Genomic DNA, 26,604 nt, shown 5'->3' on the forward strand with positions numbered 1-26,604 from the left:
TTTTTAAAGACTTAAACTCGCTCCTACTTCCACTCAGAGAAAATCTTTTTAATTTTCGCGATCGCTTCATCAGCAGCTTGTTCTGAGGATAAATTGTCTTTCAGAATACGATTGAGAACTTCTCCCCAAACATTCTCTTGCTGCACTTTAACATACGCAGGGTTCAATACAGGATAAAAAGGGCGAGTTTGCCGCTCAGTAAATTGCTTGAGCGCTATGGGTAAATGGGGATCTTTCGGATTATTCCAAAAAGGAGCTTTCATTAATTGTGGCATGACAGGGAACCATCTTCCTGCTGAATTCTCAATATAAGTTTCTAAATTTTTAGGCTCAACCAGGAAAGATAGAAATGCTTTAGCATCTTTCTGGTGCTGAGATGATGCAAAGATAACTGCTTGCTTAACAGCAGCCATGTATCGATTTGGTTTGCCATTCGGTTGATTGGGAAACTCCATTGTACCGATTTGATTGTAATAAAGCTCTCGATCTTGTTTCTGGGAAGTCGGTATTGACAAGCTAGGATTAGCTGTCATTATCACGGACTTATTCAGGAAATTTACGTTATTATCTGTATTTTGCCAACTCAAAGCAGGTGGTGGAACATATCCATCCTTATAAAGCTTTGCACACCAATCCAAAACTTTAATAATCCCCTGTTTGGTATTGGGAGAATCTAACAAGAGCTTACCGTTGGCATCCAATAATTTCACCTGGTATGCTTCCAAGAATTGCTCAAACATGAAGTAAGTATCTGAAGCTCCCGGAGACATTGGCAAACCCATAGCATAAATATTTTGTTGTCCCTTTTGGCGCAATTTATCCTGCGCTTGTTTCCAGAAATTCCAGAAACCATCCCAATCTTGGGGAATATCTTTTTCGCTAGTGCCAATTTCTTTTAGTAAGTCACGCCAGTAAGAGATATGGATTGTTTGCTGCTCAATTGGCACTGCATAGTAGCTGCGTTTCTTATCTACATTGTTGTAAAAATATACAGATTCTAAGGCGTTAGGAGTGTAGAGACTTTTGATAGGTTCTACTACGTCAGAAACATCGACTAATTTTCCTTCCCAAGCCCATCCCGGACTCCAATTAATATCTGTTAAATAGGCGAAGAAAATATCTGGTAAATTGTTAGTATTGACAGCTTTTTCTGTCTGTTGGATAATATTAGCATCAGTAATGAAAGTTAAATTTACTTTGGTTGGACTTTTCTTTTCCCACTCAGTAACAACTTGCTGAAATGCTGCTTCTTCCTCTGGATAGTAACCCTTATTCCACCAAATGTTTAAGGTATTGTTAGTGGTGGGATTTGCTGGAGTTTGTGTTGGTGTGGATTCTGCTACTGGCTTGTATGTAGTATTCAGGCACGCTACTAATACAAGGCTCAATATAAATAGCAGGATAAATGTTCTTTTTTGTAACATATTTTTACAATTAAGAGACGGTTCGCCGATCGGGTATCTCGATGGATATAGTATACTAGAAGTTACGAGCAAAACTGATGACTTTTTACTCTTTAATTTCTCAAGCGAGAGTTAAAGTAAAAGTGGTTGACAAAGAATTATATAGAACCCATAGATATTCCAATTCACCAGCGAGTTTTAGCTAACAATTTCATTCGGATGCCTAAAGCAGCTTTGGGAATTTCTTAGACGTGCTTAAGTCATGGAATTTTTATAATGAAACGCTTCCAGATGAAAATCTGGAAGCAACGACTAACTGCGATCGCTAACTATTTCCGCTTAGTAGAAGCTTTCTTTTTTGTCTCTTTTTCAACCTTCTTTGCAGCCTTTGCACCCTGAATCTTCGCTAACCTTGTCTCCTCTTTTTCCTCAGCAATCTTATCAAGATAATAGTGATAATCTCCCAAATAAGTGCGAAATTCACCATCCCGAATCTCAACAATTTTGTTAGCTACCTGGGAAATAAAATAACGGTCGTGAGATACGATCATTACCGTACCGTCATAATTCTGAATAGCTTCTTCTAACATTTCCTTCGCAGGAATATCTAGGTGATTTGTCGGTTCATCCAAAATTAGCAAACTCGCAGGGCGTAACAGCATCTTAGCTAAAGCCAAACGCGCTTTTTCTCCCCCACTCAAGGCCGCAACTTGTTTAAATGCCGTATCACCACTGAACAGAAAACGACCTAATAAAGTGCGGACTTCCTCATTTTTCCAATCTGGCACTTCATCATGAATAGTTTCCATGACTGTTTTATACAAGTCTAAAGCTTCCGCTTGATTTTGTTCAAAGTAACCAGGAATGACATTATGATTACCTAATTTAACATTACCGCTTGTCGGTTTTTCCATACCCATAATCATCCGTAGCAGCGTAGATTTCCCCGAACCATTAGGGCCAAGAAAAGCAATGCGATCGCCCCGTTCAATTAACAAGTCTGCACCTAAAAACAGAATCTTGTCATCATAATTATGAACTAAATCTTCAATAATTACTACTTCGCGACCGCTACGAGGAGACGGAGGAAAACGGAAGTGCAACGTTCTTAAGGCTGCTGTGGGTGCTTCAATACGCTCAATTTTATCTAGTTGTTTTTCGCGGCTTTTTGCTTGGGTACTCCTAGTGGCACTCGCCCGGAATTTCTCAACAAATGCTTGCTGTTTTTCTAGTTCTTTCTGCTGGCGTTCGTAAGCATTAAGTTGAGCATCTGCTGCTTCTTCTTTTTGTACTAAGTATGACGAATAATTGCCCAGATATGTGCTAGAAACACCGCGTTCTGTTTCGACTATTTGAGTACAAAGCCGATCTAAAAATTCCCGGTCATGGGATACGATTACCATTGGGGTAATCAAAGCTTTGAGGTAGATTTCTAGCCATTCTATGGTTTCTAGATCGAGGTGGTTTGTCGGTTCATCTAAGAGTAAAAGATCCGGTTTTTGCAGTAGGATTTTACCTAAACTCATTCGCATCTGCCAGCCACCGCTGAAAGCACTAACGAGGCGATCGCCATCTTCGGCTTCAAACCCCATTTCGGGCAATATTTTCTCGATTTGTGCTTCTAAACCGTAGCCATCCAAAGCTTCATAGAGTCGCTGAAGGCGATCTAATTTATTAATCAGCCGATCGAGTTCCTCTGGAGTAGCTGTTTCCATTTCTCGCTGCACTTCCAGTAGAGATTCGTGAGTTTGGTTAGCTTCTTTGAAGACAGTCCAAAATTCTTCTCTGACAGTGCGAGTGGGGTCTACTTCAAATTCTTGACTGAGGTAGGCGATATGCAAACTGGCTGGGCGAATTACTTCCCCTGTGGTTGGTTCTACTTCACCTGCGATGATTTTAAGTTGCGTGGACTTACCAGCACCATTGACACCGACTAAGCCGATGCGATCGCCTGGTTTGACTTCCCAGTTGACATCTTTGAGAACAACGCCATTGGGGTAAATTTTACTGATATGTTCGAGTCGCAGCATTATTTATGAAGGCAAAGTGAGGAGGAAAATTTAGCAGCGGTTGGAATTCCGAGGCTGAGGTCGAGTCGATCTTAACAAATTTTAAAGAACTTTAACAGTTAACTGTTAACCGTTAACCGTTAACTGTTAACTGTTAGCTACTTTGGCTTTTTAGCCTTCTCATCGAAGTAGGTTTTAAATATCTCCTTAGCGATGGGCGCAGCAGAAGCAGCCCCGAAACCGCCATTTTCAACAATCACCGCGATCGCAATTTCTGGCTTTTCAGCCGGCCCAAAAGCCACATACCAGGAATGGTCAGGTTGACCCACCACTTCCGACGTACCCGTTTTGCCTCCCGTCAAAGGAATAGAACCATCATTAAGTCCTTGTCCAGTACCTTCTTGTACCACAGCCACCAGTCCATCGCGAATCACATTAACCGTCTCCGGCTTCATACCAGTTGGTTCTGGTTTAGTTAGTGCAGTATTAGTTTCAGAAGCCAATAGATGAGGCTTAACTCGGTAGCCACCATTAGCGATCGCACTCACCATCACCGCCGCCTCCAGAGGAGTCACCAACACCAAACCCTGACCAATAGACATTGTGACAGTATCCCCCGCATACCAGGGTTCCCCGTAAAGTTTCTCCTTCTCTTCAGGAGTCGGAAGAGTACCATGAGAGCCGCCCCCCAGCCCCAAAAGCTTTAAACTCGTCGTCTCACCAATTCCCAGTAAGTGACCCCACTTAGAAATCTGCTCCGGCCCCGCGGCCATCCCCACTTGATAATAAAAAGTATTACTACTAAAAGCCAAAGCATCGCGAAAACCCAGATAGCCGTAACCACCACTGTGTTCGTTGAATTGAATACCGCCCACAGTAATGAAAGCCGAAGTACCAACAATCGAGTCCGCAGAAAACTTACCCGACTCAATCCCAGCGGCAGAAGTCACAATTTTGAAAGTGCTACCGGGCGGATAACCTTGTAAAGCCCGGTTCAGAAAAGGCTTATCATCTCCTTGGAGGCGATCCCATTCCGTTTTACTAACTTTCCGAGTAAAAATATTGGGGTCAAAATCAGGATGGCTAGCCAGAACCAAAACGCCCCCAGTTTTCACATTTAGGGCCACCACCCCACCTCGGCGATCGCCCAGAGCCTTTTCAGCAGTTTTCTGCATCTCCAAGTCTATAGTTAGCTGCACATTCGCACCGCCCTTCGCCGGCTTCTCTCTCAAGGCTCGTCCTTCCTGCTTCTCACTCACCTGATTGAGGGCATTTACCTCAATCAAGCGTTCGCCCCAGACTCCAGCAATTTGAGAGTTAGCACTCGCTTCAATGCCCATTTGACCTACAACCATCCCCATTGGATATTCCGGGTGACGTTTGAGATCCTCTTCCGTAGCTTCCCCAATATATCCAATGACGTGAGCAGCGATATCGCCATTAGGATAATAGCGACTTGACTCAGGTCGCATTTCAACTCCCGGAAATTCTAGATCGAGCTCACCCAGCAACACAAATACTTCAGAGGTAACGGATTGAGTCAGCCGCACTGGTCTGTAAGATTGATAACCCGCTTGTTCTAATTTGTAAATAATATCGCTGACAGGTATGTTCAGTAAAGAACTCAGCTTAGTTGCCGTCACTTTCCACTGTTCAGGAGATTCTTCCTTTGGCCACAAATAGACTGAACGAGTCAGCCGATTAGCAGCTAATGGTTTACCGTTACGATCTAGAATATGGCCGCGATTCGACGGCACCGGAACTAGGCGAATGCGGTTATTGTCTGCTCGTTCTCGGTGTTGCTTACCTTCTCGCAGTTGCAGTTGTACCAGGCGGACAACGTGCATACCCATCAACAAAGTAGCAAGCAGCATCAGTACCACCGCTCGGTATCCCCGGCGCGGGGGTTGCTTTGCGCCGTCCTCCTGCACGGTTTTGTCAACTAAGCGGAATCCAGAGCCAAAAGAAAATTCGCGTTCCATCATGAAGATAGGTAGATTGCAGATTCTAGATTATTGCTAATCTCCCAAACACCAGCTTATAGCCAGAAAAATTAGAGTTAAGCTCAGCCAGTTAGGGAAAGGTTGCCACTCTAGCCAACCTATAGGCAACAATACCAAAACTTCCGTCAACAAGTAACTGAATTGTAAAAGAATCATCAAAAGAATTATAGGCATCGATCATCCTTCTGCTAAAGATAAAGCGTGTGGCAGAACAACGAGTGTCACTGTAGCTCAATCCCAGGGGGAAGTTTTCGCTTACAGTTAAAATTTAATGGAGGGAGTTTGCCATGCTCTTGAATTTTAGAGTCTGGTTAAAATCTAGTGGAATTTGGAGTGCGGCGATCGCAGCCGCGATCGCTATACCTGTCTTTGCAGAAGAGACGGCTAATTTTGGCACTTTGACCCTATCGCGAGGATTTCAACCCTCAACAGCAGTTTTGAGAGGTTCTACTGGTGGATCTTACTCTTTATCCGCGATTGCCAATTCCGATCTCCACAAGAACAAATGTTTGGGATTTGCTGCCCCGACTCCCGATCATATCTTGATTTTGCAGCAAGATTTTTCGCGGCTAACCCTTGCCATCAATACCGGAGGCAAAGATACCACTTTACTGATCTCTGGGCCTGACGGCAGCACTGTTCACTGCGGAGATGATACAGCTCAGAATAAAGATGCTAGCATTGCTGACTCTGGCTGGAAAGCTGGCACTTACCGCATCTGGGTAGGCACTATAGAATCTGGAGCTAAATATAAATACACCCTGTCGGTACAGGAGTAAAGAGAGTTGAAGTAAAAGTAATCTTGAAGTCGGTTAAAACTAAGATTCCTTTACATCCATTAAGTTTGAAGCCACAGGATGTGAGATCGTTTTTTTGGTAAAATTAAAGGTGGCGTGTTTAACCAATATTGGTAACTCCTCGTGCTAAAGACCCTTCGAGCCGACTTCAGCATTATCTTCGAGCGCGACCCTGCCGCCCGTAACTGGCTGGAAGTTTTATTTTGCTATCCCGGTCTTCAAGCGTTAGTATTTCACCGTTTTGCCCACTGGCTTTTTGTTTTAGGATTTCCCTTCATCCCCCGCTTTATTTCTCATCTAGCTAGGTTTTTGACGGGGATTGAAATCCACCCAGGGGCGACGATCGGTTGCGGCGTATTTATCGATCACGGGATGGGGGTTGTGATTGGTGAAACTGCGATCGTGGGAGACTATGCTCTGATCTACCAAGGCGTTACCTTGGGCGGTACTGGCAAGGAAAGTGGCAAGCGCCACCCAACTCTGGGCGAAAATGTGGTTGTCGGTGCCGGTGCTAAGGTTCTGGGCAATATTCACATTGGCAACAGCGTTCGCATTGGTGCGGGTTCAGTGGTGTTGCGGGATGTCCCTTCTGACTGTACTGTAGTGGGTGTTCCTGGTCGTATTCTCTATCGTTCAGGTGTCCGGGTTGCTCCTCTGGAACACGGAAGCCTCCCTGACTCGGAAGCAGCGGTGATTCGTTCTTTGGTCGATCGCCTTGAAACCTTGGAACAGCAGGTGCAAACTTTAAGCAGCGAACTGTCTGCTTATAAAGAGCCTGCATTGGAATCTGAGTTTGCACGGCAGGCTTTAACTCATGCAAGTGCGGTGGCTTGTCTTGAGAAGGCTCAACTAGCGGTTGCGGCTTCTAGTTGTCGGTTGAAAGATAAAGCGATTCAAGAGTTTTTTGATGGTTCTGGAATTTAGCAAATTTCATGACTTAATATAAGGTATAAAAACGACCCCCCCTAGCCCCCCTTGCAAAGGGGGGGAACCGGAAAAGCCCCCTTTCTAAGGGGGTTGGGGGTAGAAGCTCTTGTACCTCAGCAGACAGAGAAAGGTTATATTTCTGAGACTCACTCTACAAGTTGATTAGTTTTCAATCTTGAATCTCTTCATTAAAAGTAGGTGTATCGGGTGGAGGATTGGCGTTTCTAGGCTCAAAAAAGCCATTGCTGACTAACACCAATAAGAGAATTAAACCACCAACTATTAACCAGAAGCGATCGGCGCAATCGCCTCCCACATCTCTGACATCATACCAATTTGTACAAGTTTTGCAAAGAAAGATGTGATCCCTTGTCGGATGCTGACAATAATCACAGGGGGAGACGCTTAAGATTACTATTTTTGTAGGGACATTCTTGCATGATTTTCAACCTCTTTTTCTGGAAAATTAGCTAAGGATATTAGGGTTGGTAGGCGCTGCTTTTGGATTCGATTGCTGATGTTCAAGGTTTATGAGCAGCGCCACTCTACAGATTTATTAAAGCGATCGCAATTTCATAACCTAATGAGCACCGCAAGTGGGGCCATCGGGGTCACTGTTATTAGGAACACAGGAACTCAGTAAAAATTCTTGAGTTTCACTGCTAACATTATTTGAAGTATGTTTAGCGGCTAAAGCCAACAGCGAGTTAGATGCGATCGCGATCGCGGCCAGTAACAAAAATTGTGAAAAAATATTGCCTTTCATCCCTGTTTACCTTCTCTCTAAAGTTGGTTAATAAAGGGAAGACCGAGTTAGCTAAACTCGCTTAGTGATATCTAGAATTTCAATCTCCACATTTCAATCATCTAGCAACTACCAAAGCGTGAAAGCTCAATCTGCGGTTCAGCATTTGGTTCAGTTGCATCCTTAGCAGCAACAGCACTGGTTCAGCCTTTGGGTCACTTTCGGTGCATCGTAGCTGTATGTAGTTGCGCTTTAGCGCTAAAGCGCAACTACGTACAGGGATTAAGCAACTTTGTCAGCAAGGGCTAAATTGGCGAAGTATTCAGCGCGAGAAAGGCTGTAGTAAGCGTATTGGGTTTGGGCATAAGAAATAATCCCTTGATATTCCATGCCGATTTTGTTGAGGATGTGCCGAGAAGCTTGATTTTCTGGCATTGCATAAGCCACTAAAACAGGCTGATTTAGCTCTTTAAAGGCAATGTCTAAGTTAGCTTTAGCGACTTCTGTTCCTAATCCTTTACCCCAAACTTTGTGCTTGAGAACATAGCCATGCTGGAGGTAAGGAGTGCGATCGCTGTAGTAATGGCCACCGCGTCCAATCAGTTCTCCCGAAGCTTTATCAATTACTATCATCGGCCCACAATTGTGTTTTTCGTAGTGGATAATGGCGGAATTGACATATTCCCAAATTTGGGGAGGAGTTAAAGCTCCTTTGCCGATGTAGCGCATCTCTAATGGTTGGCTATATATCGGTAGCAAGGAGTGGTAATCTGTGCGCTTAAAGGGGCGGAGAATCAGGCGTTTTGTTTCAAAGAATGTAGATTTCATCTGTCATGTCTCCTGGTTGTAAATTTAAAGAATGCTAGAACGAGTGACAGCAAACCAAAGAAGTTGTCTCCGTTGAATTTGTGTCATACTAGAGTTGGTTTTAATTTTCGATGTCTGGCTTCAGTCGGACTGAAGCTAGATATCTTTTCTCTTGAACAACTTCATTATTGAGTAATTACCCTTATAAAACAAGGGTAAAATACAGAATTTAAGTAATAGAATCGCAGAACTTTATAGGTGCTAAACTTCTAAATTGATATCAAAAATCTTCCTAAACTTCGGCAACGAACTTATTATCTTCGTTAACTTCGGTGAAACGATTGGGAGTTATGCACGCAGGGCCAAAAACCCGGTTTCTGCGTCAATCTCTCGGATCTAGCGACAATCTTTCAAAGAAACCGGGTTTTTTTGCGTAGTCCTAATGATGTTTTCTGGCTTATGCTAAAATTCCTATAGGTAGGAAGTGAGGGAAGTGATGACAAACAAACAATCAGAGATTGAACGTGCTCGCGGCCGCATCCTTACTAACCAAGGCCGAGAGAAACTTCAGCCAGCGATTGACAATTGGGCAAGTGAAAATGGCATTAGCAAAGTAACACCTAACCAAATTTACAAAAAATTTAAAGACCAAAAAGAATATATAGGATCTGATACCATCAGAAAAATATTGACTGGTAGTACAGGAGTTGATGAAAAATCTATCCGTATTCTCTTTGATGTTTTTGAATTAACTTTAGAATCAGCCGACCATCAATTAGAAGATGATTCAAAACCTATCATCGACGATCCACCATCAGATGATTCCCAAACGCGATGGGTAGGCCGCGAAACTCTCATCACCGAAATCCTCCAAAAACTCCAAGGAAACTGCCGTATTCTCTCCATAGTCGGCATCACCGGCATCGGCAAAACTTCCCTGGCCAAACAACTCGCCAAACAACCCCAACTCAGCCAAAAATTGCCAAAAAAAGAGATAAGTTTTTCCCAAGAATCTCCCACATTTCAAGTAGTAGCAGAACGCATCTTAGGCGCTGAATTAGCCAACAGTCCCGAACTACAGCAAAATACCGATCATCTCGTTAATGCAATGGTCGATCGGTTAAAATCCCAGCCGATTTTGCTGATACTTGATATGATAGAAGTAATATTAGAACCAGACGGAAAAAGCGGCCATCGGTTTAAAGATTCCCTATTTGCGACATTCTTAGATCGGGTGGTATTAGCGGATACAATGCCGTCGCGAATTGTCCTCACTTCTCAAGATCGACCGCCGATTATGGCACAAGGACGCTACCCTGATGATAGATTTTTTGAGAAACCTCTACGCGGTTTGGAAGAAGAAGAGGCGATCGCATTATTTCGGCAATGGGATGTGACAGTTGAGGGTGAAAAAACTCAGGAATATCTGAAGCGGATTTTTGCGGTTTACGAAGGTCATCCCTTGGCTTTAAGCGCGATCGCGGGGGAAGTTCGCGAGAGTCCCTACGAGGGAAGTATTGAGAGTTATTGGGGTGATTATGGCTATGAAATTGAACAAGCGGAACAACTGAAAGCTAAGACAGATGGCGATCCTAGTCAGGATAAACCTGATATTGACCGCTTTAGCCCTAAATTAAAAGACTTGGTGTTAATTCGTATAGAAAATACGATTAATAGATTGCAGATGGCTGACCGAATTGCCCATGAGTTACTGTGTAGTGGGGCAATTTATCGACGACCAGAAGAACTCGGTGCTTGGTTAACGTTAATGTCGGAATTTGATCGGGAAAAGAAAGCATTAGCCTTTCAAACTTTGCGGCGGCGCTTCTTTTTAGAAGAGGAAAAAACGCCTAATCATCAACTTCTCTATCGCCTCCATCCGTTAATGCGTCGAGTGGCGCTGGAACACTTAGATAAATTAGATATTGAGGTGCAAGAATGACTCAGAATGCTATTGCCTATAGGGTTGTCAATTTGCTGGAATTATCAGAGTCAGAACTGCCAATGCTGCGGCGGACTGCGGCGGGAAAGTGGGTGATACCGCGATGGGATGAAGGAGAAATAGAGGCGGAAATTTCGGCACAGGAAAACCAGGAATTTCAGGGAGTGAGAAAGTTAAGGAAGAAAGAGATGCGCCGTGTCGAGGGTATCTTTTATTATTTAAAAATATACAAACCGCAGGAAACTATTAATAAAATAGAGGGAGTAAGCCACTATCTGGAAGCGTTTCACCATTTCTGTGAATTGGCAGCATGGGAAGAAGCTTGGCAAGTCCTTGCTATTCGCCTCGATACGCCGACAGGCGAAGAATTGCACAATCAGTTAGGTACTTGGGGTTATTATAGGCTACAAATTGAATTGTACAACCAATTGTTAGGCAAGTTAGACAGTAGGGTGGATGGAATTTGTTATCAGAATTTGGGGACTGCCTACTGTTCCCAAAGCAAGTACACCTGCGCCATCGATTACCACCAGCAGCATTTGAAAATTGCCGCAGAAATTGGTGAGCGCGCTGGCGTTGGCAGTGCGTTAGGGAATTTGGGGAATGTCTGCTATTCGCAAGGCAATTACACCCGCGCCATCGAATACTATGAGCAGCATTTGGCCATAGCAAAGGAGATAAATAATCGCGCTGGCATTGGCAGTGCGTTAGGGAATTTGGGGAATGTCTACCGTTCCCAAGGTAATTACACCCGCGCCATCGAATACTATGAGCAGTATTTGTCCATAGCAAAGGAGATAAATGATCGCGCTGGCATTGGCAGTGTGTTAGGGAATTTGGGGAATGCCTACCTTTCCCAAGGCAAGTACACCAGCGCCATCTATTACTACCAAAAACATTTAGAAATTTCCACAGAAATCGGCAATCGTGCTGGTATTCGCAGAGCGTTTAGCGGTTTGGGGAATATCTGCTATTCGCAAGGCAATTACACCAGCGCCATCAAATACCACCAGTGGGATTTGGAAATTGCTCAAGAAATTGGCGATCGCGCTGGCATTGGCAATGCGTTAGGGAATTTGGGTGTTGCTTACCATTGGCAAGGCGACTACAGTAGGGCCATCCAATACCTCCAGCAGAATTTGGAAATTGCTACAGAAATCGGCGATCGCGACAGCATTGGCAGTGCGTTAGGGAATTTGGGGTTGGCCTACTATTGTCAAGGCGACTACACCAGTGCCATCGAATACTACGAGAAGGATTTGAAAATTGCCACAGAAATTGGCGATCGCCGAGGTGAAGCTATTGCCTCGTTTAATTTAGGTGAGGCTTTAGCAAGAGTTGGTCACAAATGGAAGGCTATTCCTGCTTATGAGAATGCCCGCAAATTGTATCAAGCAATGGGACTTTCTCAATACGTTGAAAACTGCAATAATTCTATTCGAGATATCGGGATGAAAGTCGTAGTTGAACCTCGAAGGTTCCTAGAACTTCCTAGCACACCTGCACCGATAAAAGGCTATAAATTTGGTAGGAAATGGCAACAGCTAAAGGCCGACATTGGCAACTCATTTTCTATTTTTTTCCGTTGGGTTTCGCGATGGTTGCGCTCCGTCTTCAGGAAGCACAATCAGTAGGGTGCGTCAGACGCTAAAACCCTGACGATCTCGATCGATTTCTGTGTCTGACGCACCCTACAAGTGGATTAAACTGTGGCTAATTTTCCACCAAACCTTGTACTATTTCCAGCGATAAACCAGTGAGTCTAACCACTTGCTCAATTGTCATATTTTCCCGCAACAAATTCCTAGCTAACTCTTCTTTCGCTAACTGCATTCCTTCTTGTATTCCTTCTTGTAGGCCTTGTTGTAAGCCTTGTTGTAAGCCTTGTTGTAAGCCTTGCTGTAAGCCTTGTTGTAAGCCTTGTTGTAAGCCTTTTTCTCGACCTTCCTGCAAAATATCCTGATAAATCACTGATTCCTGCATAATATCCCCTCGCAAAATTCTTGTAATTACATCTGTCTCCAAGACTAAGCCAGCCAAAATACTTGCTGATGCCATTAAGTTACTCTGTATTCGCCTGTCTGGAATCTCTGCAATGGCAGATGCCACTTGAGTTAAAACCCCCACCGGATCTGCTGTCTGACTTAACACCGCAAAGGGTAAAAGTCCCGGCGCACTTAAAAACATTGCCGCAGGCTGTTCCCACAGGCGAATCACATCAAATTCATGGCGAGTTCTAGTCAAAACAAAAGCATTTTGCCGAACTAAATCTGAACCAGTCTCCCTCAAGTATATCACGACTTGGCGCATTTCCTTACTAGGAAATCGGCGGTAAACCCGCAATCGATAATCTGCCATCCGAAAGGGAATTCTAGCATCTGCTGCTGTCTGAAATTCAGCGTGAAGCACTAAATCCTCAGCTTGCCGTAAAATTAAAGCATCAGCCCGGATTGGCTCTAAAGAAAGTTCTGTAGGACTGAGCTCTGTTAAGATGATACTGTTTGTACCTAGTAGCCAACTTGCAAAATCATCGGCAAAGTTTTCGGCTATAAACTTGCAAATATTATCGTACATGGTAATTTGGGATGATAGAAAATCTACAAACGCCTCATAGTGGCTATCACTGGGATGGTAGCGATCGCCGATTTTTTGAAGGTTGGTATTACCGAGTAACTTTACCACAAAAAAGGCAAACTTTTGCTTTTATGTATTCTATAGAAGACCCCACAGGCAACCAACCTGAAAGCGGCGGTGCAGCCCAAATTCTCGGCCCAGATGATGGCTATTTATGCCGTACTTTCCCGAATGTAAACACATTTTGGGCATGGCGGAATGCTTTAGGTTTAGGTCATTGGGGTAAGACAGATTTACAGATGCAACCTAAATATTTAGAGCCGCAGATGTTTGACTCACATATCCAAGAAGGCTATCAAGCAACTGCTACCTGGCATCAGGGATATTTGCACGATCCGGGGTGCGATCGCGCCTGCTACTGGCAATATGAAATTAAACCTATTTATGGTTGGGGAAACTCCGGGGAATCGCAGCAGTCAACGGCTGGATTACTATCTAGTCTGCCGATTTTTGAACCGGGATGGCAAATTTTAATGGCATCAGGTTTAGCGAGTGGCTGGATTGAATGGGATGGCGATCGCTATGAATTTACAGATGCACCAGCCTACAGCGAAAAAAACTGGGGTGGCGCTTTTCCTAAAAGGTGGTTTTGGCTTAATTGCAATTGTTTTAATGGTGAATCTGACTTAGCTTTAACTTGTGGCGGCGGTAGGCGAGGCGTGTTGTGGTGGATGGAATCAGTAGCAATGATCGGCATTCATTACAGAGGGAAATTCTATGAGTTTGTACCTTGGAATTCTGAGGTGAAATGGGATATTGACCCTTGGGGAAGGTGGCAGGTTAACGCTAAAAATAGTCAGTTTGAAGTTGAGTTAATTGGCACTACTGAACTACCGGGAACACCACTGCGAGCACCGACAGAAAAAGGTTTAGTATTCTGTTGCCGTGATACAATGCAGGGAAATCTCAGCCTACAACTTCGAGAATTGCAAGGCAAGGGTAATTCTAAAATTATCTTGGAGGCCCAGAGTTTTCTTTGCGGTTTAGAAATAGGCGGCGGGCCTTGGGACGAACCTTGGCGATCTTAGTATAACAACAAGTATAAGAACATTATTATGAAATGTGAAATACTGATGAATGATGAAAAAACCAGAAAAATAAGTCTTTTTCTTCTGCCATTGGACATCTAGAAATAATTCCGATTTCTACTTACTCCCTTAAATTATTGATATAATGATTGGCAATTTTATAAAGATTTAACACATTAAGTGCTCTAGAACACAAAAGCGATATCATATTTGTATGATTGCTTAATGTCCAAGGAAACCAATGAGACCAAAGAGCAAAGCAGATTCAACAGCAAGCTTTGACGACCAATCATCAAGTCTCACACAGCCAGTGTTGCTAAATCGAATCACTAACCGCATTCGTCAATCCTTAGAACTAGGGGAAATCCTGTCAGCGACAGTTGCGGAAGTGCGTTCATTTTTGGGAACCGATCGCATCAAAATTTATCAGTTTCAGCCTGAAGGTCACGGACTGGTAATAGCAGAATCAATTTATCAAGATCGCCTACCCTCTCTCTTAGGTTTAAATTTTCCTGCCGATGATATTCCTACTTACGCTAGGGAATTATTCCTACGGGCCCGCCAGCGCACAATTATCGATCTAAGTACCCATCAAATTGGTATCAGTAGCCTGGACTGTGTAGAAACTGGAGAACCTTTAGAAATCGAAGATATTCGCTATCGCCCGATTGACCCCTGCCACCTGGAGTATCTAATTGCGATGGGGGTAAAATCTTCTGTGGTAGTACCAATTATCATCGAAACGGCAAAAAAGAGCGAGTCGGAGCTACCGTCTCTAGAATCTAATCAGTGCCTGTGGGGATTGCTGGTATCGCACCATTCGCAACCGCGAACTGTGACTGAAGATGAATTAAGGTTTATTCAGTCAGTCGTAGACCAAGTATCAGTAGCGATCGCGCAATCAATTTTATTAGAACAAGTTCGCGAACAAGCCAAACAAGAAGCGAATATCAACCGCGTTACAGCAGTGCTCTACAGCCTGCCACCAGTTCAACTACAAGCGGCGCTGGAGGAAACCGTTGCTTTGTTTCGCGGATCGGCAGGCCGGCTATATTTGCCCACAAACGAAACCCAGCAAAGCATTGAGTTGTACGTCTGTGGTACGCAACCAGAACAAATTGATCGCATACACAATCGATACATTGAGGAGAATTTGCTCTGGCAGAAGTTTCTCACCGCCAAAGTACACGCCGGCGATAGCAAATCTAGTTCAGGCATCAAGCCTTGGTCAGTGGAATGGATGCGAGCGATGTATGCCTTGTCAGCCGTTCCCTGGGAATCAAATACCAACTCAAATATTTGGCCAATTGCCGACATCTATCGGGAACCCCTATTTCGCACCTTGGTTCCCGCTTTTCAAAACACCCAAATTCGGGGGGTGCTGATCCTACCACTTTACTTTGGGCAGGAAGTAGTTGGCTGTTTGACTATTTTTCGAGAAGACAGTGATCGCGAAATAGTCTGGGCGGGCGAACACGATCCCGATACCCGCCAACTCTCACCTCGCCAATCCTTTGCAGCATGGCGGCAAATTAAGAAAGAACAAGCACAATCTTGGACAGAAGCAGACATTCGACTAGCTCAAGCCTTGTCCGAACGTTTCTCTACCGCTGTAAAACATTACAGGCTATACGGACAGCTACAAAGCCTGAATGCCAATCTGGAATTACAGGTACAAGTACGAACAGCAGAGTTACAACAGTCCACTGCGATCGGCAACCAACAGCGAGCGGGGGCAGGCATCCTTTCCAAACTGCAAAAAGCATTGGATGTAGAAACTATTTGTCGCACTGCCACCCAAGAAGTACGGCAGTTATTGAACATAGATCGCGTTGCTATCTACTGCTTCGATGCTGACTGGGGTGGTGGATTTATCAGAAATCTTGAATCTGTCAGTCCCGCATGGACGCAGATCGTACTAGCAACTAGAACGGTCTGGAATGATAGCTATTTACAGGAAACTCAAGGCGGTCGCTACAAAAATCATGAAATTTCTAATGTAAGTGATATCTACAACGCTGGACTTTCTCCCTGCCATATCGAAGTTCTCGAACATTATTGCATTCGAGCTTTTCTGGTTATACCCATCTTTATCGGAGAGAAACTTTGGGGACTATTAGGAGCTTATAACCATAGCACCCCGCGCGTATGGAAAGATTCGGAATTAGTATTTACCAATCAATTTGCTGCCCATTTAGGCGCTGTCTTGGATCGCAAGCAGGCAGAAATTGATTTACTCGAAGCCAAAGAACAATTTGAATTGGCTCTTCGTGCTTCCCATGATGGCTTTTGGGATTGGGATTTAGTGACTGGTGAAATGTATTATTCACCGCGTTGGAAAGAGATGCTGGGCTATGAGGATAGCGAGTTAGAAAACTCACCTGAAACGTGGAAATCTCTAATTTTTGATGAAGATTATCCCCTCAGTATTCAGTTAATTGAAGACTATAATACTGGTAAAGTAGATCAGTTTTTAATGACTCAAAGATTCCATCACAAGGATAGTTCTACTGTTTATATTCTCTCTCAAGCAATCCATGTTAAAGATGAAAACGATCGTGTGGTTCGCATGATTGGCGCACATTCTGATATTACCAAAATGGTGAGAATTCAGGAAGCGATGGAAACATCGAAAATGCAGTTATCTAGTGTTTTAAATAGCTCTTTGGATGGAATTATGGCGTTTCGATCCGTGAGAAATAAAGCGGGTGAGATCCAAGACTTTGAATGGCTGTTGGCAAATCCTGCTGCTTGCGAAATGATTAACCGTAAGGCTGAAGACTTAATTGGGAAATACTTACTAGAAGAAATGCCGGGAAACCTGGAGGAAGGACTATTCGATCGATACGTCCAGGTAGTTGAAACAGGCACGATGATGGATCGTGAGTTTTGCTACGACCAAGATGGGTTACATTCTTGGTTCCAAAATATTGCCGTCAAACTTGGCGATGGCTTTGTTGTCACGTTCCGAAATGTCACAAATATCAAACGCTCAGAACAAGCTCTACAAGAGGCTAACAGGCAGCTAGAAGAGCGAGTTGGGGAACTGAATCAACGAAATAGTGAGATGGTTCTCCTCAGTGAAATTAGTGACTTTTTACAAGCCTGTTTAACAATTAAGGAAGCTTCTGCTACGATCGCGACTTTAGTGCAATCGCTGTTCCCTGAATGTTCCGGCGGTATCTTCATCACCGCTAATTCCCGCAATCGTTTGGAAATGGTGACATCGTGGGGAAATCCGCTGTATTCAGAAAGTATATTCCATCCCAAAGATTGTTGGGCGCTCAGGCGCGGACGAGTGCATTGGATGGGTAGCGATCGCCACGAACTAATCTGCAACCACATTAACCATAAAGAGCCTCCCGCCGAATCTCTGTGCATCCCCATGATTGCTCAAGGGGAAACGCTAGGTTTGCTATATTTATGTACAACAGCACCCCATACGATCGCGGAATCTAAACAACGATTAGCTCGTACTGTAGCCGAACAAGTGGGATTAGCGATCGCTAACCTCACCCTGCGAGAAACTTTGCAAAATCAAAGTATCCGCGATCCGCTGACGGGTTTGTTTAATCGCCGCTATCTTGAAGAATTTCTGAGGAAAGAAATTCATCGGGCGCAGCGCAATCAGTATTCTATCGGCATCATTATGCTCGACATCGACCATTTCAAGCAATTCAACGATACCTTGGGACATGAGGCTGGGGATTTTGTGCTGCAAGAAATTGGCTATCTCTTAAAAAAAATGATTCGAGTTTCAGATGTTGCTTGTCGCTATGGTGGCGAAGAAATGACCGTGATTTTGCCTGAATCCTCTCTGGAAGATACTTATATCAAAGCTGAAGAACTGCGAGAAGCGATCGCTCAACTCAAACTCAATTATAATGGAAAAAGACTTGAAGGCTTAACGGCTTCATGTGGAGTAGCCTGCTTTCCCGATCGAGGAATCACTGGTAATGCTGTGATTATCGCTGCCGATGCGGCTTTGTATCAAGCAAAGGGAGCGGGAAGAAACCAAGTTATTGTTGCCAAGAAATAAACGTCTTTCGATTGATATTTTTTAGGTTTGAGCAAAATTTAGCACGCTAAGTGTGGAAAAATAGAAGTAGGTCAACATTTAATAAGTAATTTGCTGGACATGATATTACCTACGATTACGTAACGCCGCCATCTTGGCGGTGACTTTACCGCCAAGATGGCGGCGTTACGGATAGTTTGGCGTAATTCCTAATTCAATTATCCTGACTGCCATGAGCAAATCCTTAACTTTCCTATCTCGTAAATTCTCTCCCAATCGCTGGGTACAACAAAGCCTAAAGATGATATTGAGCTTAGTGCTTTGGTTCGCAATATCTGCGACCCCTCTAGCATTTGCAGCCAATAACTCTAGTCCAGTTGGTGATTTATTGCGCCAACCCGCAACCGAAATTCCTATTAGTTTGGGCAGCGCTACTGGCGAACTCAAGTTTTTTCCAAATCTCCTAGAATTTCAGTCAGGAAAGCGCTACAAATTAGTGCTGAAGAATCCCAGCCCTGAGAAACATTATTTTACTTCCAAAGATTTTGCCGATGCGAGCTGGACTCAAAAAGTTGAAGCCGGTAATGTAGAAATCAAAGGAGCAATTCGCGAATTAGAACTCAAACCCGGAGCAGAGGCAGAATGGGTATTTGTGCCAATGAAGTCGGGAACCTATAATCTGCGGTGTACGGTTCCGGGACACGCGGAAGCTGGAATGATTGGGAAAATTACTATTTCCCCTCAACAGGCGGCATAATATTAAATTCAAGGGTGGCGATCGCATTAGAGAATTAGTAAACAAGTGCGATCGCTCCCTTGCTGTTTCTAAGGAAAAAATTAAGCTACCTTAGAGTTAGGAGAATTTATCAATAGCTCTCGGCCCGACACCCGTACCAATATGAGTCCGATATTTTTCCTTATTTCCCTAAACTCCTTATCACACACTTAGTTAATTGTCAATTACATGAACATTTTTGGTGGTCTGCTTTCTCAACCGGCTCAAGCTCCCCAAGCCAAAAAACGCCGAGGCATTGAGATTAAATCTCCGCGCGAAATTGAAATTATGCGGCAGGCAGCTTTAATTGTGGCAACGGTACTCAAAGAAATTTCGCAACTCGTAAAGCCGGGGATGACGACTGCCGATTTAGATGCTTATGCTGAAAAACGCATCCGCGAAATGGGGGCAACACCAAGCTTTAAAGGCTATCACGGTTTCCCTGGCTCGATTTGTTCAAGCATTAATAACGAAGTTGTACACGGCATACCCAGTGCCAAAAAAGTGATTCGAGCGGGTGATGTTCTCAAAGTAGATACGGGTGCTTACTACCAAGGTTTTCATGGGGATTCTTGCATCACCATTCCCGTTGTTGAAGTCACTCCCGAAGCCGCCAAGTTGATACGTGCGGCAGAAGCGGCGCTCTATAAAGGCATTGAGCAAGTGAAAGCGGGAGCCTACCTGCTTGACATTGCTGGAGCAATTCAAGATTGCGTCCAAGCTCATGGCTTTACTGTAGTCGAGGAATTTACCGGTCACGGCGTGGGGCGGAATTTGCATGAGGAACCTTCTGTTTTCAACTTCCGCACCCGCGAGATGCCAAATGTTAAACTAAGAACAGGGATGACCTTAGCGATCGAGCCAATTCTGAATGCGGGTTCTAAATATACCCGGACGCTGGCAGATAAGTGGACGGCTGTTACTGTTGACAACTCTCTTTCTGCTCAGTTCGAGCATACCGTCCTAGTGACGGATGATGGTTACGAAATTTTAACTGACCGCTCTAAGGTTTAGGGAAGCAGGGGAGCGGGGAAGTGGGGAAGCGGGGAAGGGGAGATTTCTTTCTTGCTTCTTTCTTCACAGCACAAAGATCGGGTTAAGCTTAACTTGGAGGAGAGGTGTAAGAATTATCATGAGCGAGCAAACTCCCTATGAATTGCTTGGAGTCCCTGAAGATGCTTCCTTTGATGAAGTGCAAGAAGCGCGGGGACGTATTGCCGAGCAGTATGGCGGCGATAAAAAGCGTATGGAAATAATAGAGGCGGCTTATGATGCGATCTTAATGGATCGTTTGCGACAGCGCCAAGAAGGGAAAATTAAGGTTCCCGAACGCATCCGCTTTCCAGAGCGGGCAGTTCCATCATCTCCCAGCTTTGCTCCGGCTCCAGCTAAGGGAGGGCCTGCTTGGCTACAACGGTTGCTGGATTCTCCGAGCCGAGCTGATATTTTATGGCCCGGTGGCGTATATGCGGGGCTGGGGGGTTTGAGTATTTACCCTGGAAGCAGTGACTCTGTGCTACAGCTAACTTTGGCTGTGGGTGTGGGTTCTTGCCTTTATTTTGTCAATCGTAAGGAGCAAAAGTTTGGTCGCGCTGTGCTGCTAACTGTGGCTGGTTTAATTTCTGGCTTGGTGCTGGGAGGTATTCTTGGCTCTTTTGTGACTGGGACTTTGATAACTCCTGAGAAATTTATTGCTGTGTTTACGTTTTTGATCTTGTGGCTGGTTAGCAGTTTTCTTCGTTAGTTGTTAATTGTTAATTGTTAGTTGTTGGTAGTTAATTGTTGGTAGTTAGTTGTTAGTTGTTGGTGGTTAGTTAGAAAATTCAGCCAACTAATAACTATCAACCCCAATTAACAGTTGACAGTTACCAGTTAGCAGTTAACAGTTAACAGTTAACAGTTAACAGTTTATCGACAGCTTCGACTAGATTGCTAACTATTAAATCGGGTTTGTGCATTTCTAATTGAGTGCGATCGCGAATCCCAGAAAGCGCTCCCATTACCTTGACACCGTGCGTTTTTGCTGCTATAATGTCTGCTTCTGTATCTCCCACCATCCACACATCAGATGCAGCGGGAAGTTCTGCTATGGCTTTCGCCATTAGCAGAGGTTTGTCCTTGGTATCGCCAGTTTTTACGTAATCGTTGGGGAGACAATAGCGCCTGTCTAGGGGGAAAAATTTGGCTAAGTCACAGCGGTTAAAGGCTTCGTCGAGTTCCCGCACTCGCCGCATTGTCATTACCACTAAATCAACTCCCGCCTGCTGCAATCTTTCCAAGGTTTCCACAGCGCCGGGAACGGGTTGGTCGTAAACTAAGTAGGGTAGCGTGTGAACGGTTTTGCGGCGGTTTTGGGCAAATTCTGCGGCTTGGGTTTCGTCTAATCCTGATAGTATACCGATTTGGGTTTCGGGAGTGCGCGATCGCTTCATTTGCCAAAACTCCTGTTTCGGGAGTACGCGGATTTCTTGATCTGGACGCTGAGCCTGTGCCAGACAGAGTTGGTAAACTCTGTAATAGCGCTCGGAAACGTCCATAATTGGCCCATCGAAGTCAGTAATAAGTCTTAGCATTTGACCTGGTTCGTCGTTAAGTTTTAATACAAATTGTTACTTACTATAACAGAATTCAGAAGAAAGGGAAGAGGGCAAAAGGATTAGCCATTAGCAATTAGCCATTAGCAATGAAGCATTAAGTGCTAGCATATTTGTCTGATTGGCTAACCGATAAATTTAGTAAAAATCATCTGTCACATTGTTTAGACTACCTCGTTTAATTTGCTCTCGTTCGATTGCTTCAAATAAAGCTCGAAAATTTCCTTCTCCAAAACCTTGAGCCTGAATTTGTTGACCATTAACCCAAGCTTTGCGTCGTTCAATTAACTCAAAAAATAAAGTGGGTTGTTCAAAAATTGGCTGAGTAAATATTTGTAATAACATCGCTTTAGAGATATCTTTTTGCCAATCTACCAAAACTTGACAAACTTCGATTGCTTCCCACTCAGCACTAGAAAGATAGCTTTCCCACTGTTGACGCAATTCGCTGTAATAGGTTGAGGGAACTGGTAAAAAAGGTAATCCTCGCGATCGCAATTCGCTAACTACCTGTAAAATACGATCGGTTTGCAAAGCGATGTGCTGAATTCCTGACCCGCAATTAGCATCCAAAAATTCTTGAATTTGAGAATTAGCAGATCCTGGTTCATTAATGGGTAATTGTACATTACCATTGGGATGAATCATCACTCGACTGCGTAAAGCTGACTGGTTAGTTTGAATTTCAAAGTTTTGCTGTGGTTGGAAACCTAGAGTATTTTGATACCATTTTACTGCGCGTTCTAAATCCCCAGTTGCAACATTTAGCACTGTATGATCGATAGTTGTAAAAAATCCTGTGCTATTAGTAATGTCTGATTGGTAATTATTGGCAGCCAATTTAACGGATGAATTGTCGGCAGCAAAGTCAGATTTAGCTAAAAAAGTCAATAACTTATCGGCTGCTAAGGGTTTTTCTCCCTGGATTAAAGTATGGGTTAAGTCTCCCCATCCAGTCACTTTTGCCCATTTTAAAGAGCTTGATTCTTGCTGGATGGGTTGTAGAATTTTAGCACCATAAGCAACGGCGTTATTTATAACAGATTCAAGATCGCGAACCCGAAAAGCTATATCTGCAACGCCGGGGGGATGCCGCTTGAGCCATAAGGCGATGGGGCTATCCGTTGTTAGAGGCGAAGATAAGATAAAACAGACATTGCCACTGTTGATAACTTCAGTGTGGATGTTGTGATTTGTAATGCTTGCTATTGCTTGAAAACCTAACTGGTTAACAAACAAATCGCGCGACGCGGCTGCATTTTCAACGTAAAAGTGAACGCGATCGAATTCCATGAAGTTAAGTTAAATTTGCTTGACTAATTGGGTAAATTTGTGCAACTATCTAAAGAGTGATTTTTCACATTAATATCATGGGCAACTTATTTAACAATCCGTTTGTGCGAGCAGCAGGGGTTGCAGCTATAGCTTACGGTATTTTTCAGCTATTAGCTCAAGCTTTATATGCTTTTGCTAGAATTGCTGAAAGTTTTTCCCGCTGGATCAAGTGGTCTTTCTTGCCTTGGAGTGATGAAATAGCGATTGGTTTGGGGGTGGCTTTTTTGATTGTTACGGCTGTGACTACGAGCCGCGATCGCTAAATTATCCGATCTAGCGATAAAATCAACTCCATCGGCACTGCGGTTAGAAAAATAGCTGAACCGATGCCGCCAGTCGCACCCACTAAAACCGCAAGTTTGTCCTGCATATCGCTTTACATTTCTTTACGTCTTTTTTTATTATACCCATGCAGGCGAAGTGAAAGTTTAAGGTTGCGCGATCGCTACCCGACTCTTCGCGCCTGAATCAGTCACCTTGAAGGCAGCACAAGACTTTAAAAAAGTTGTTAATTTGCTGCCAAAACCCAATTCTTTTACTAGAGAAGTAACAGACTTACCATAAGCTTGATAAAAAGCTCCACCTAGTTCACCGACAAATATTTTTTTTTCTCGATCTTTGCTTACCATTAACTTCAGGAGATCGAGAAGAACTTGCTCTAATTCTGCGGGTGAATCAATATTAACTTCGAGCTTTGTCTCCTTTGAATTTTTCTGTTCGCTTTGCAAAGGCTGCGCGATCGCTACTCGACTCCTAGATCCTAAATCAGTCACGTCAAAAGCAGTGCAAGACTTTAAAAAAGTTGTTAATTTACTACCAAGGCTCAATTCTTTTAGCTGAGAAGTAACTGACTTACCGTAAACTTGAGAAAAAGATTCACCTAGTGTCGCAACTAATATATTTTTTTCGTTACCTTCGGTTTCGATTGACTTCAGCAGTTCGAGCAGAATTTGCTCTAATTCTGCTGCTGAATTAATACTACCTTTGAGATAGTTTTTTTTCTTTGATTTTTTCTTTGCACTCTGTGGAGGTTTTTCTTCATTTACAACCGCAGTTTGCACCACTACTATCGGAGGAGTAACTGCTTCAATCTTAGCAATACCACCATTATTATTTTTAGCACTACTACTACGATCATTTAAAGTAATCTGACAACGAGATTGAAATAAAGTAGAAATAGTAGCTAAATCAGCCAAGCGATCGGTCAGATTATTTTTTTCTTGAGCGATCAAATTTTTTAGTTGACTCATTAATCCTTCAAAATCGGGAATCTCTGCGCCGACAACAGGAGAATAGTGTTTGTTTTCCCCTGTAGCGTAGTTTTCCACAACCAGGTTTTCATCTTTTCTTAGCACTCGATAAACTGTCAAGCCTTGACTTTGTAACTCATTGCATAAGTGTAGCAGTAAACTATCACAAGAACAGACAAATATCTCTTTGGCTGTGGGATAACGTAGAAAAATAGAAGCGCCAAGCGAGATCATTTTTCCGTCAGCATTACTTGCACCACTAGGAACATGAACCAGTTGATATCCGCGTTTGTGCAGTTCATTATCCTGATTCCCCATAGCTGAATTTTTCCAGTTAGCAAAAGCAATTTTTATTTGGAGGGGATAGCTAGATAAACTTCCTAGAAATTGTTCGGTTTTGATATCTAATTTTAGGTTTTCAGCATCAAGGAGTAAAATAGCTAAACCGGGACTATCGGCAATTGAAGTTTGTGAGGTGATTGGTTGTTTAACAGATAAAATATCGGCTAATTGTGTAGCAATGTTGGTCGCAAGCTGAATCTGATTAGTAAGCGGTAATTGACCATTCTCTGAGGGTTTCTCAAAGGTTGCGATCGCAGATAATTCTGAGTGGGGAAGAGGTGTCATCGCACTCTCATCTACTACCGCACCGTTTGACACACTGGCGGGTTCTATAAATTGCTTACCGCAGCTTTTGCAGAGATAACGCTGCCTACCGCGATCGCGGCCATTTTTGCGGTATGAAGTAGAATCACACTTGGGGCATTTCATCGGGGCGAGCGCGCAACCATGTAGAGTTATCATACACTAATCTTAACTGTTTCAAGCAATAATTTAGGGTTTAACCAGCCCGACTTGCCAACCTTTTGCTGTCTTTTTTAGCTTCAGAGAAGAACAGGAGTGCAAAAATTTAGGAAATTTACTACCCAGATTAAATTCTTTAATAATTTGAGTAATCGGCTTGGCGTATTTTCGGTGAAATTCACTGCCGACATTTGAAACAAAAACATAACTAATAGTTGATGTCGCCGTGAGATTTTCAACTATATTAACAATCGCCATTTCCAAATCTTCAATGGAATTAATATCGCTTAAACTCTGAGGGATAACAATATCTTTGTTGAGGGTTATATTGTTAACAGATGATGTTTTGGCTATCTCATTAATATCAAATAAAGTTAGATAAGTTTGAGAATTATCTGAGGTTTTGTGAATAGCAAACTCTGTCGGATAATCCAGAAAAATATCTCTAACTTTAGTCCCCGGTAGATGAGTATCTACAACTTGGCTAAGTGCTAAATTATAATTTTCTTTATACAATGTAGAAATTCGAGAAAGCTTAACCCATTGATTTTCTGTGCGCTCTTGTTCAGCTTTAATTAGCTCTTTCAAATGAGAGACAAATTCTTCCAGAGTGGGGATTTCCGGTAGACCAACGAGAGAATATTTCTGAGTTTCTCCAGTCTTGCTATTTAAAACTGTAATGTAGTCTCCCTGCTTGCGGACTTGATGCACAGTTAATCCGTGAGCTTGTAGCGTATTGCGAAGGTGCGTTAGCGCTTGATCGGAAGAACAAACTAAAATTTCTTTAGCAGTGGGGTAGTGTACAAAAATAGAAGCTCCGACAGTAGCCATTTTTAAATCAGCACTGTCTTTTCCTGGCGGAACATGAATTAGTTGATAGCCACGTTCGTGAAATTCCGCATCTTTCTTACCCATGCTGCGCCAATTAGCAAAGGCAACCTTGATTTGGATAGGATGAATACAAATTTCCTGTAATAATTTTTCGGTTTCGATATCTATCTGTAAGTTTTCGGCATCTAATAGCAAGATGGCGATGCCAGAGACAGGCTGCGAACCATTATTGGGCGAATCTAGATTGGAACTAGGAGACTTATGTGATTGTAAAAATTGTGTTTTTCCAGAGGCAAGCTGGTTAATTTCTAAGAATAATTCGCTGAATTGAGGAGAATTAACGAATTCCGGTGCTAACAGAATTTGCAGATATTTTTTCGCGATCGCCAGTAGCGATCGCGCGTTAGCCGCCTGAGAGAACCCTGTTGTCAATTTTTCGCTCAAGGTAGATTGACTCTCAGCTCTGTGCCAGGGAGTTTTCCTGTATTTTTCCGCTATCCATTCAGGATGCTGCTGCTGGATAGAAACGAGAGTTTCGCAGATATGGCGGCTGATGGCGCTGATAATGACTGATTTCTTAGTCACTGGCAAGCTGGAGTTATCTTGCATGGCCCTCCACAAGCAAGGATGGTATTTCGATCCATCATAGACTGACGGAGGGTGGGGGAGATGGGGAAGATGGGGGAGATGCGGAGGATGGGG

21 protein-coding genes are annotated in these 26,604 nt (G+C 43.5%); 10 read left to right on the forward strand and 11 right to left on the reverse strand.

Annotation, left to right across the window (positions count from 1 at the left end; all coding sequences use genetic code 11):
- Nucleotides 1-23: 23 nt before the first annotated feature.
- The 3 genes from PY364_RS00200 to mrdA all read right to left on the reverse strand — a co-directional run bounded on the left by PY364_RS00200 (nt 24) and on the right by mrdA (nt 5,394).
- Nucleotides 24-1,424, reverse strand: coding sequence for an ABC transporter substrate-binding protein (locus PY364_RS00200; RefSeq protein ID WP_275519315.1), 1,401 nt, complete (start codon nt 1,422-1,424; stop codon nt 24-26).
- A 308-nt stretch (nt 1,425-1,732) separates the two neighbouring features.
- Nucleotides 1,733-3,433, reverse strand: a complete 1,701-nt coding sequence (locus PY364_RS00205; protein ID WP_275519318.1) for an ABC-F family ATP-binding cassette domain-containing protein — start codon at nt 3,431-3,433, stop codon at nt 1,733-1,735.
- Nucleotides 3,434-3,570: 137 nt separating this feature from the next.
- Nucleotides 3,571-5,394: a penicillin-binding protein 2 gene (mrdA, locus tag PY364_RS00210; protein ID WP_275519354.1), complete on the reverse strand. Its 1,824-nt coding sequence runs from the start codon at nt 5,392-5,394 to the stop codon at nt 3,571-3,573.
- 308 nt (nt 5,395-5,702) lie between these two features.
- Between mrdA and PY364_RS00215 the strand changes: the two genes are divergently transcribed.
- The gene (locus tag PY364_RS00215) at nt 5,703-6,194 is read left to right on the forward strand and encodes a hypothetical protein (protein WP_275519320.1); all 492 of its coding nucleotides are present in this window, start codon (nt 5,703-5,705) and stop codon (nt 6,192-6,194) included.
- Between the two features lie 141 nt (nt 6,195-6,335).
- Nucleotides 6,336-7,136, forward strand: a complete 801-nt coding sequence (gene cysE, locus PY364_RS00220) for a serine O-acetyltransferase (RefSeq protein ID WP_275519322.1) — start codon at nt 6,336-6,338, stop codon at nt 7,134-7,136.
- A gap of 172 nt (nt 7,137-7,308) precedes the next feature.
- On the opposite strand, the gene PY364_RS00225 is transcribed toward cysE, so the two are convergent.
- The 3 genes from PY364_RS00225 to PY364_RS00235 form a co-directional block, all read right to left on the reverse strand.
- Nucleotides 7,309-7,455, reverse strand: coding sequence for a hypothetical protein (locus PY364_RS00225; RefSeq protein ID WP_275519324.1), 147 nt, complete (start codon nt 7,453-7,455; stop codon nt 7,309-7,311).
- A gap of 264 nt (nt 7,456-7,719) precedes the next feature.
- Nucleotides 7,720-7,905: a hypothetical protein gene (locus PY364_RS00230; protein WP_275519326.1), complete on the reverse strand. Its 186-nt coding sequence runs from the start codon at nt 7,903-7,905 to the stop codon at nt 7,720-7,722.
- A 261-nt stretch (nt 7,906-8,166) separates the two neighbouring features.
- Nucleotides 8,167-8,712 (reverse strand): GNAT family N-acetyltransferase, encoded by a 546-nt coding sequence (locus PY364_RS00235; protein WP_275519328.1) that lies wholly within the window; start codon nt 8,710-8,712, stop codon nt 8,167-8,169.
- A 475-nt stretch (nt 8,713-9,187) separates the two neighbouring features.
- Here PY364_RS00235 and PY364_RS00240 point away from each other — a divergent pair, with 475 nt between their 5' ends.
- Together PY364_RS00240 and PY364_RS00245 are read left to right on the forward strand one after the other, a co-directional pair.
- On the forward strand, nt 9,188-10,633 hold the full coding sequence (locus PY364_RS00240; RefSeq protein WP_275519330.1) for an ATP-binding protein: 1,446 nt from the start codon (nt 9,188-9,190) through the stop codon (nt 10,631-10,633).
- The gene (locus PY364_RS00245) at nt 10,630-12,267 is read left to right on the forward strand and encodes a tetratricopeptide repeat protein (protein WP_275519332.1); all 1,638 of its coding nucleotides are present in this window, start codon (nt 10,630-10,632) and stop codon (nt 12,265-12,267) included. Before PY364_RS00240 ends, PY364_RS00245 begins: the two co-directional genes overlap by 4 nt.
- Nucleotides 12,268-12,346: 79 nt before the next feature.
- On the opposite strand, the gene PY364_RS00250 is transcribed toward PY364_RS00245, so the two are convergent.
- Complete coding sequence (locus PY364_RS00250; protein ID WP_275519334.1) at nt 12,347-13,207, reverse strand: Rpn family recombination-promoting nuclease/putative transposase; 861 nt, start codon at nt 13,205-13,207, stop codon at nt 12,347-12,349.
- Nucleotides 13,208-13,218: 11 nt separating this feature from the next.
- Here PY364_RS00250 and PY364_RS00255 point away from each other — a divergent pair, with 11 nt between their 5' ends.
- The 5 genes from PY364_RS00255 (at nt 13,219) to PY364_RS00275 (ending at nt 20,832) form a co-directional block, all read left to right on the forward strand.
- Nucleotides 13,219-14,295: a tocopherol cyclase family protein gene (locus tag PY364_RS00255; protein ID WP_275519336.1), complete on the forward strand. Its 1,077-nt coding sequence runs from the start codon at nt 13,219-13,221 to the stop codon at nt 14,293-14,295.
- Between the two features lie 241 nt (nt 14,296-14,536).
- The gene (locus PY364_RS00260) at nt 14,537-18,334 is read left to right on the forward strand and encodes a diguanylate cyclase (RefSeq protein ID WP_275519338.1); all 3,798 of its coding nucleotides are present in this window, start codon (nt 14,537-14,539) and stop codon (nt 18,332-18,334) included.
- A 211-nt stretch (nt 18,335-18,545) separates the two neighbouring features.
- The gene (locus PY364_RS00265; RefSeq protein WP_343277542.1) at nt 18,546-19,070 is read left to right on the forward strand and encodes a plastocyanin/azurin family copper-binding protein; all 525 of its coding nucleotides are present in this window, start codon (nt 18,546-18,548) and stop codon (nt 19,068-19,070) included.
- A 207-nt stretch (nt 19,071-19,277) separates the two neighbouring features.
- Entirely contained in the window at nt 19,278-20,102 is an 825-nt protein-coding gene (gene map / locus PY364_RS00270; protein ID WP_275519340.1) for a type I methionyl aminopeptidase, read from the forward strand.
- A gap of 118 nt (nt 20,103-20,220) precedes the next feature.
- The gene (locus tag PY364_RS00275; RefSeq protein ID WP_275519342.1) at nt 20,221-20,832 is read left to right on the forward strand and encodes a CPP1-like family protein; all 612 of its coding nucleotides are present in this window, start codon (nt 20,221-20,223) and stop codon (nt 20,830-20,832) included.
- A gap of 142 nt (nt 20,833-20,974) precedes the next feature.
- Here PY364_RS00275 and PY364_RS00280 read toward each other — a convergent pair whose 3' ends face one another.
- Both PY364_RS00280 and hppD read right to left on the reverse strand, forming a co-directional pair.
- Nucleotides 20,975-21,661, reverse strand: coding sequence for an HAD family hydrolase (locus PY364_RS00280; RefSeq protein ID WP_275519344.1), 687 nt, complete (start codon nt 21,659-21,661; stop codon nt 20,975-20,977).
- Between the two features lie 159 nt (nt 21,662-21,820).
- On the reverse strand, nt 21,821-22,975 hold the full coding sequence (hppD, locus tag PY364_RS00285; RefSeq protein WP_275519346.1) for a 4-hydroxyphenylpyruvate dioxygenase: 1,155 nt from the start codon (nt 22,973-22,975) through the stop codon (nt 21,821-21,823).
- Between the two features lie 77 nt (nt 22,976-23,052).
- Here hppD and PY364_RS00290 point away from each other — a divergent pair, with 77 nt between their 5' ends.
- The gene (locus PY364_RS00290) at nt 23,053-23,280 is read left to right on the forward strand and encodes a hypothetical protein (protein WP_275519348.1); all 228 of its coding nucleotides are present in this window, start codon (nt 23,053-23,055) and stop codon (nt 23,278-23,280) included.
- Between the two features lie 165 nt (nt 23,281-23,445).
- On the opposite strand, the gene PY364_RS00295 is transcribed toward PY364_RS00290, so the two are convergent.
- Together PY364_RS00295 and PY364_RS00300 are read right to left on the reverse strand one after the other, a co-directional pair.
- The gene (locus PY364_RS00295) at nt 23,446-25,038 is read right to left on the reverse strand and encodes an NYN domain-containing protein (protein ID WP_275519350.1); all 1,593 of its coding nucleotides are present in this window, start codon (nt 25,036-25,038) and stop codon (nt 23,446-23,448) included.
- A gap of 63 nt (nt 25,039-25,101) precedes the next feature.
- A partial coding sequence (locus PY364_RS00300; RefSeq protein WP_343277543.1) for an NYN domain-containing protein occupies nt 25,102-26,604 on the reverse strand: 1,503 nt, incomplete at its 5' end.

It is taken from the genome of Kamptonema sp. UHCC 0994, from assembly GCF_029167235.1.
Classification (GTDB): domain Bacteria; phylum Cyanobacteriota; class Cyanobacteriia; order Cyanobacteriales; family Microcoleaceae; genus Kamptonema.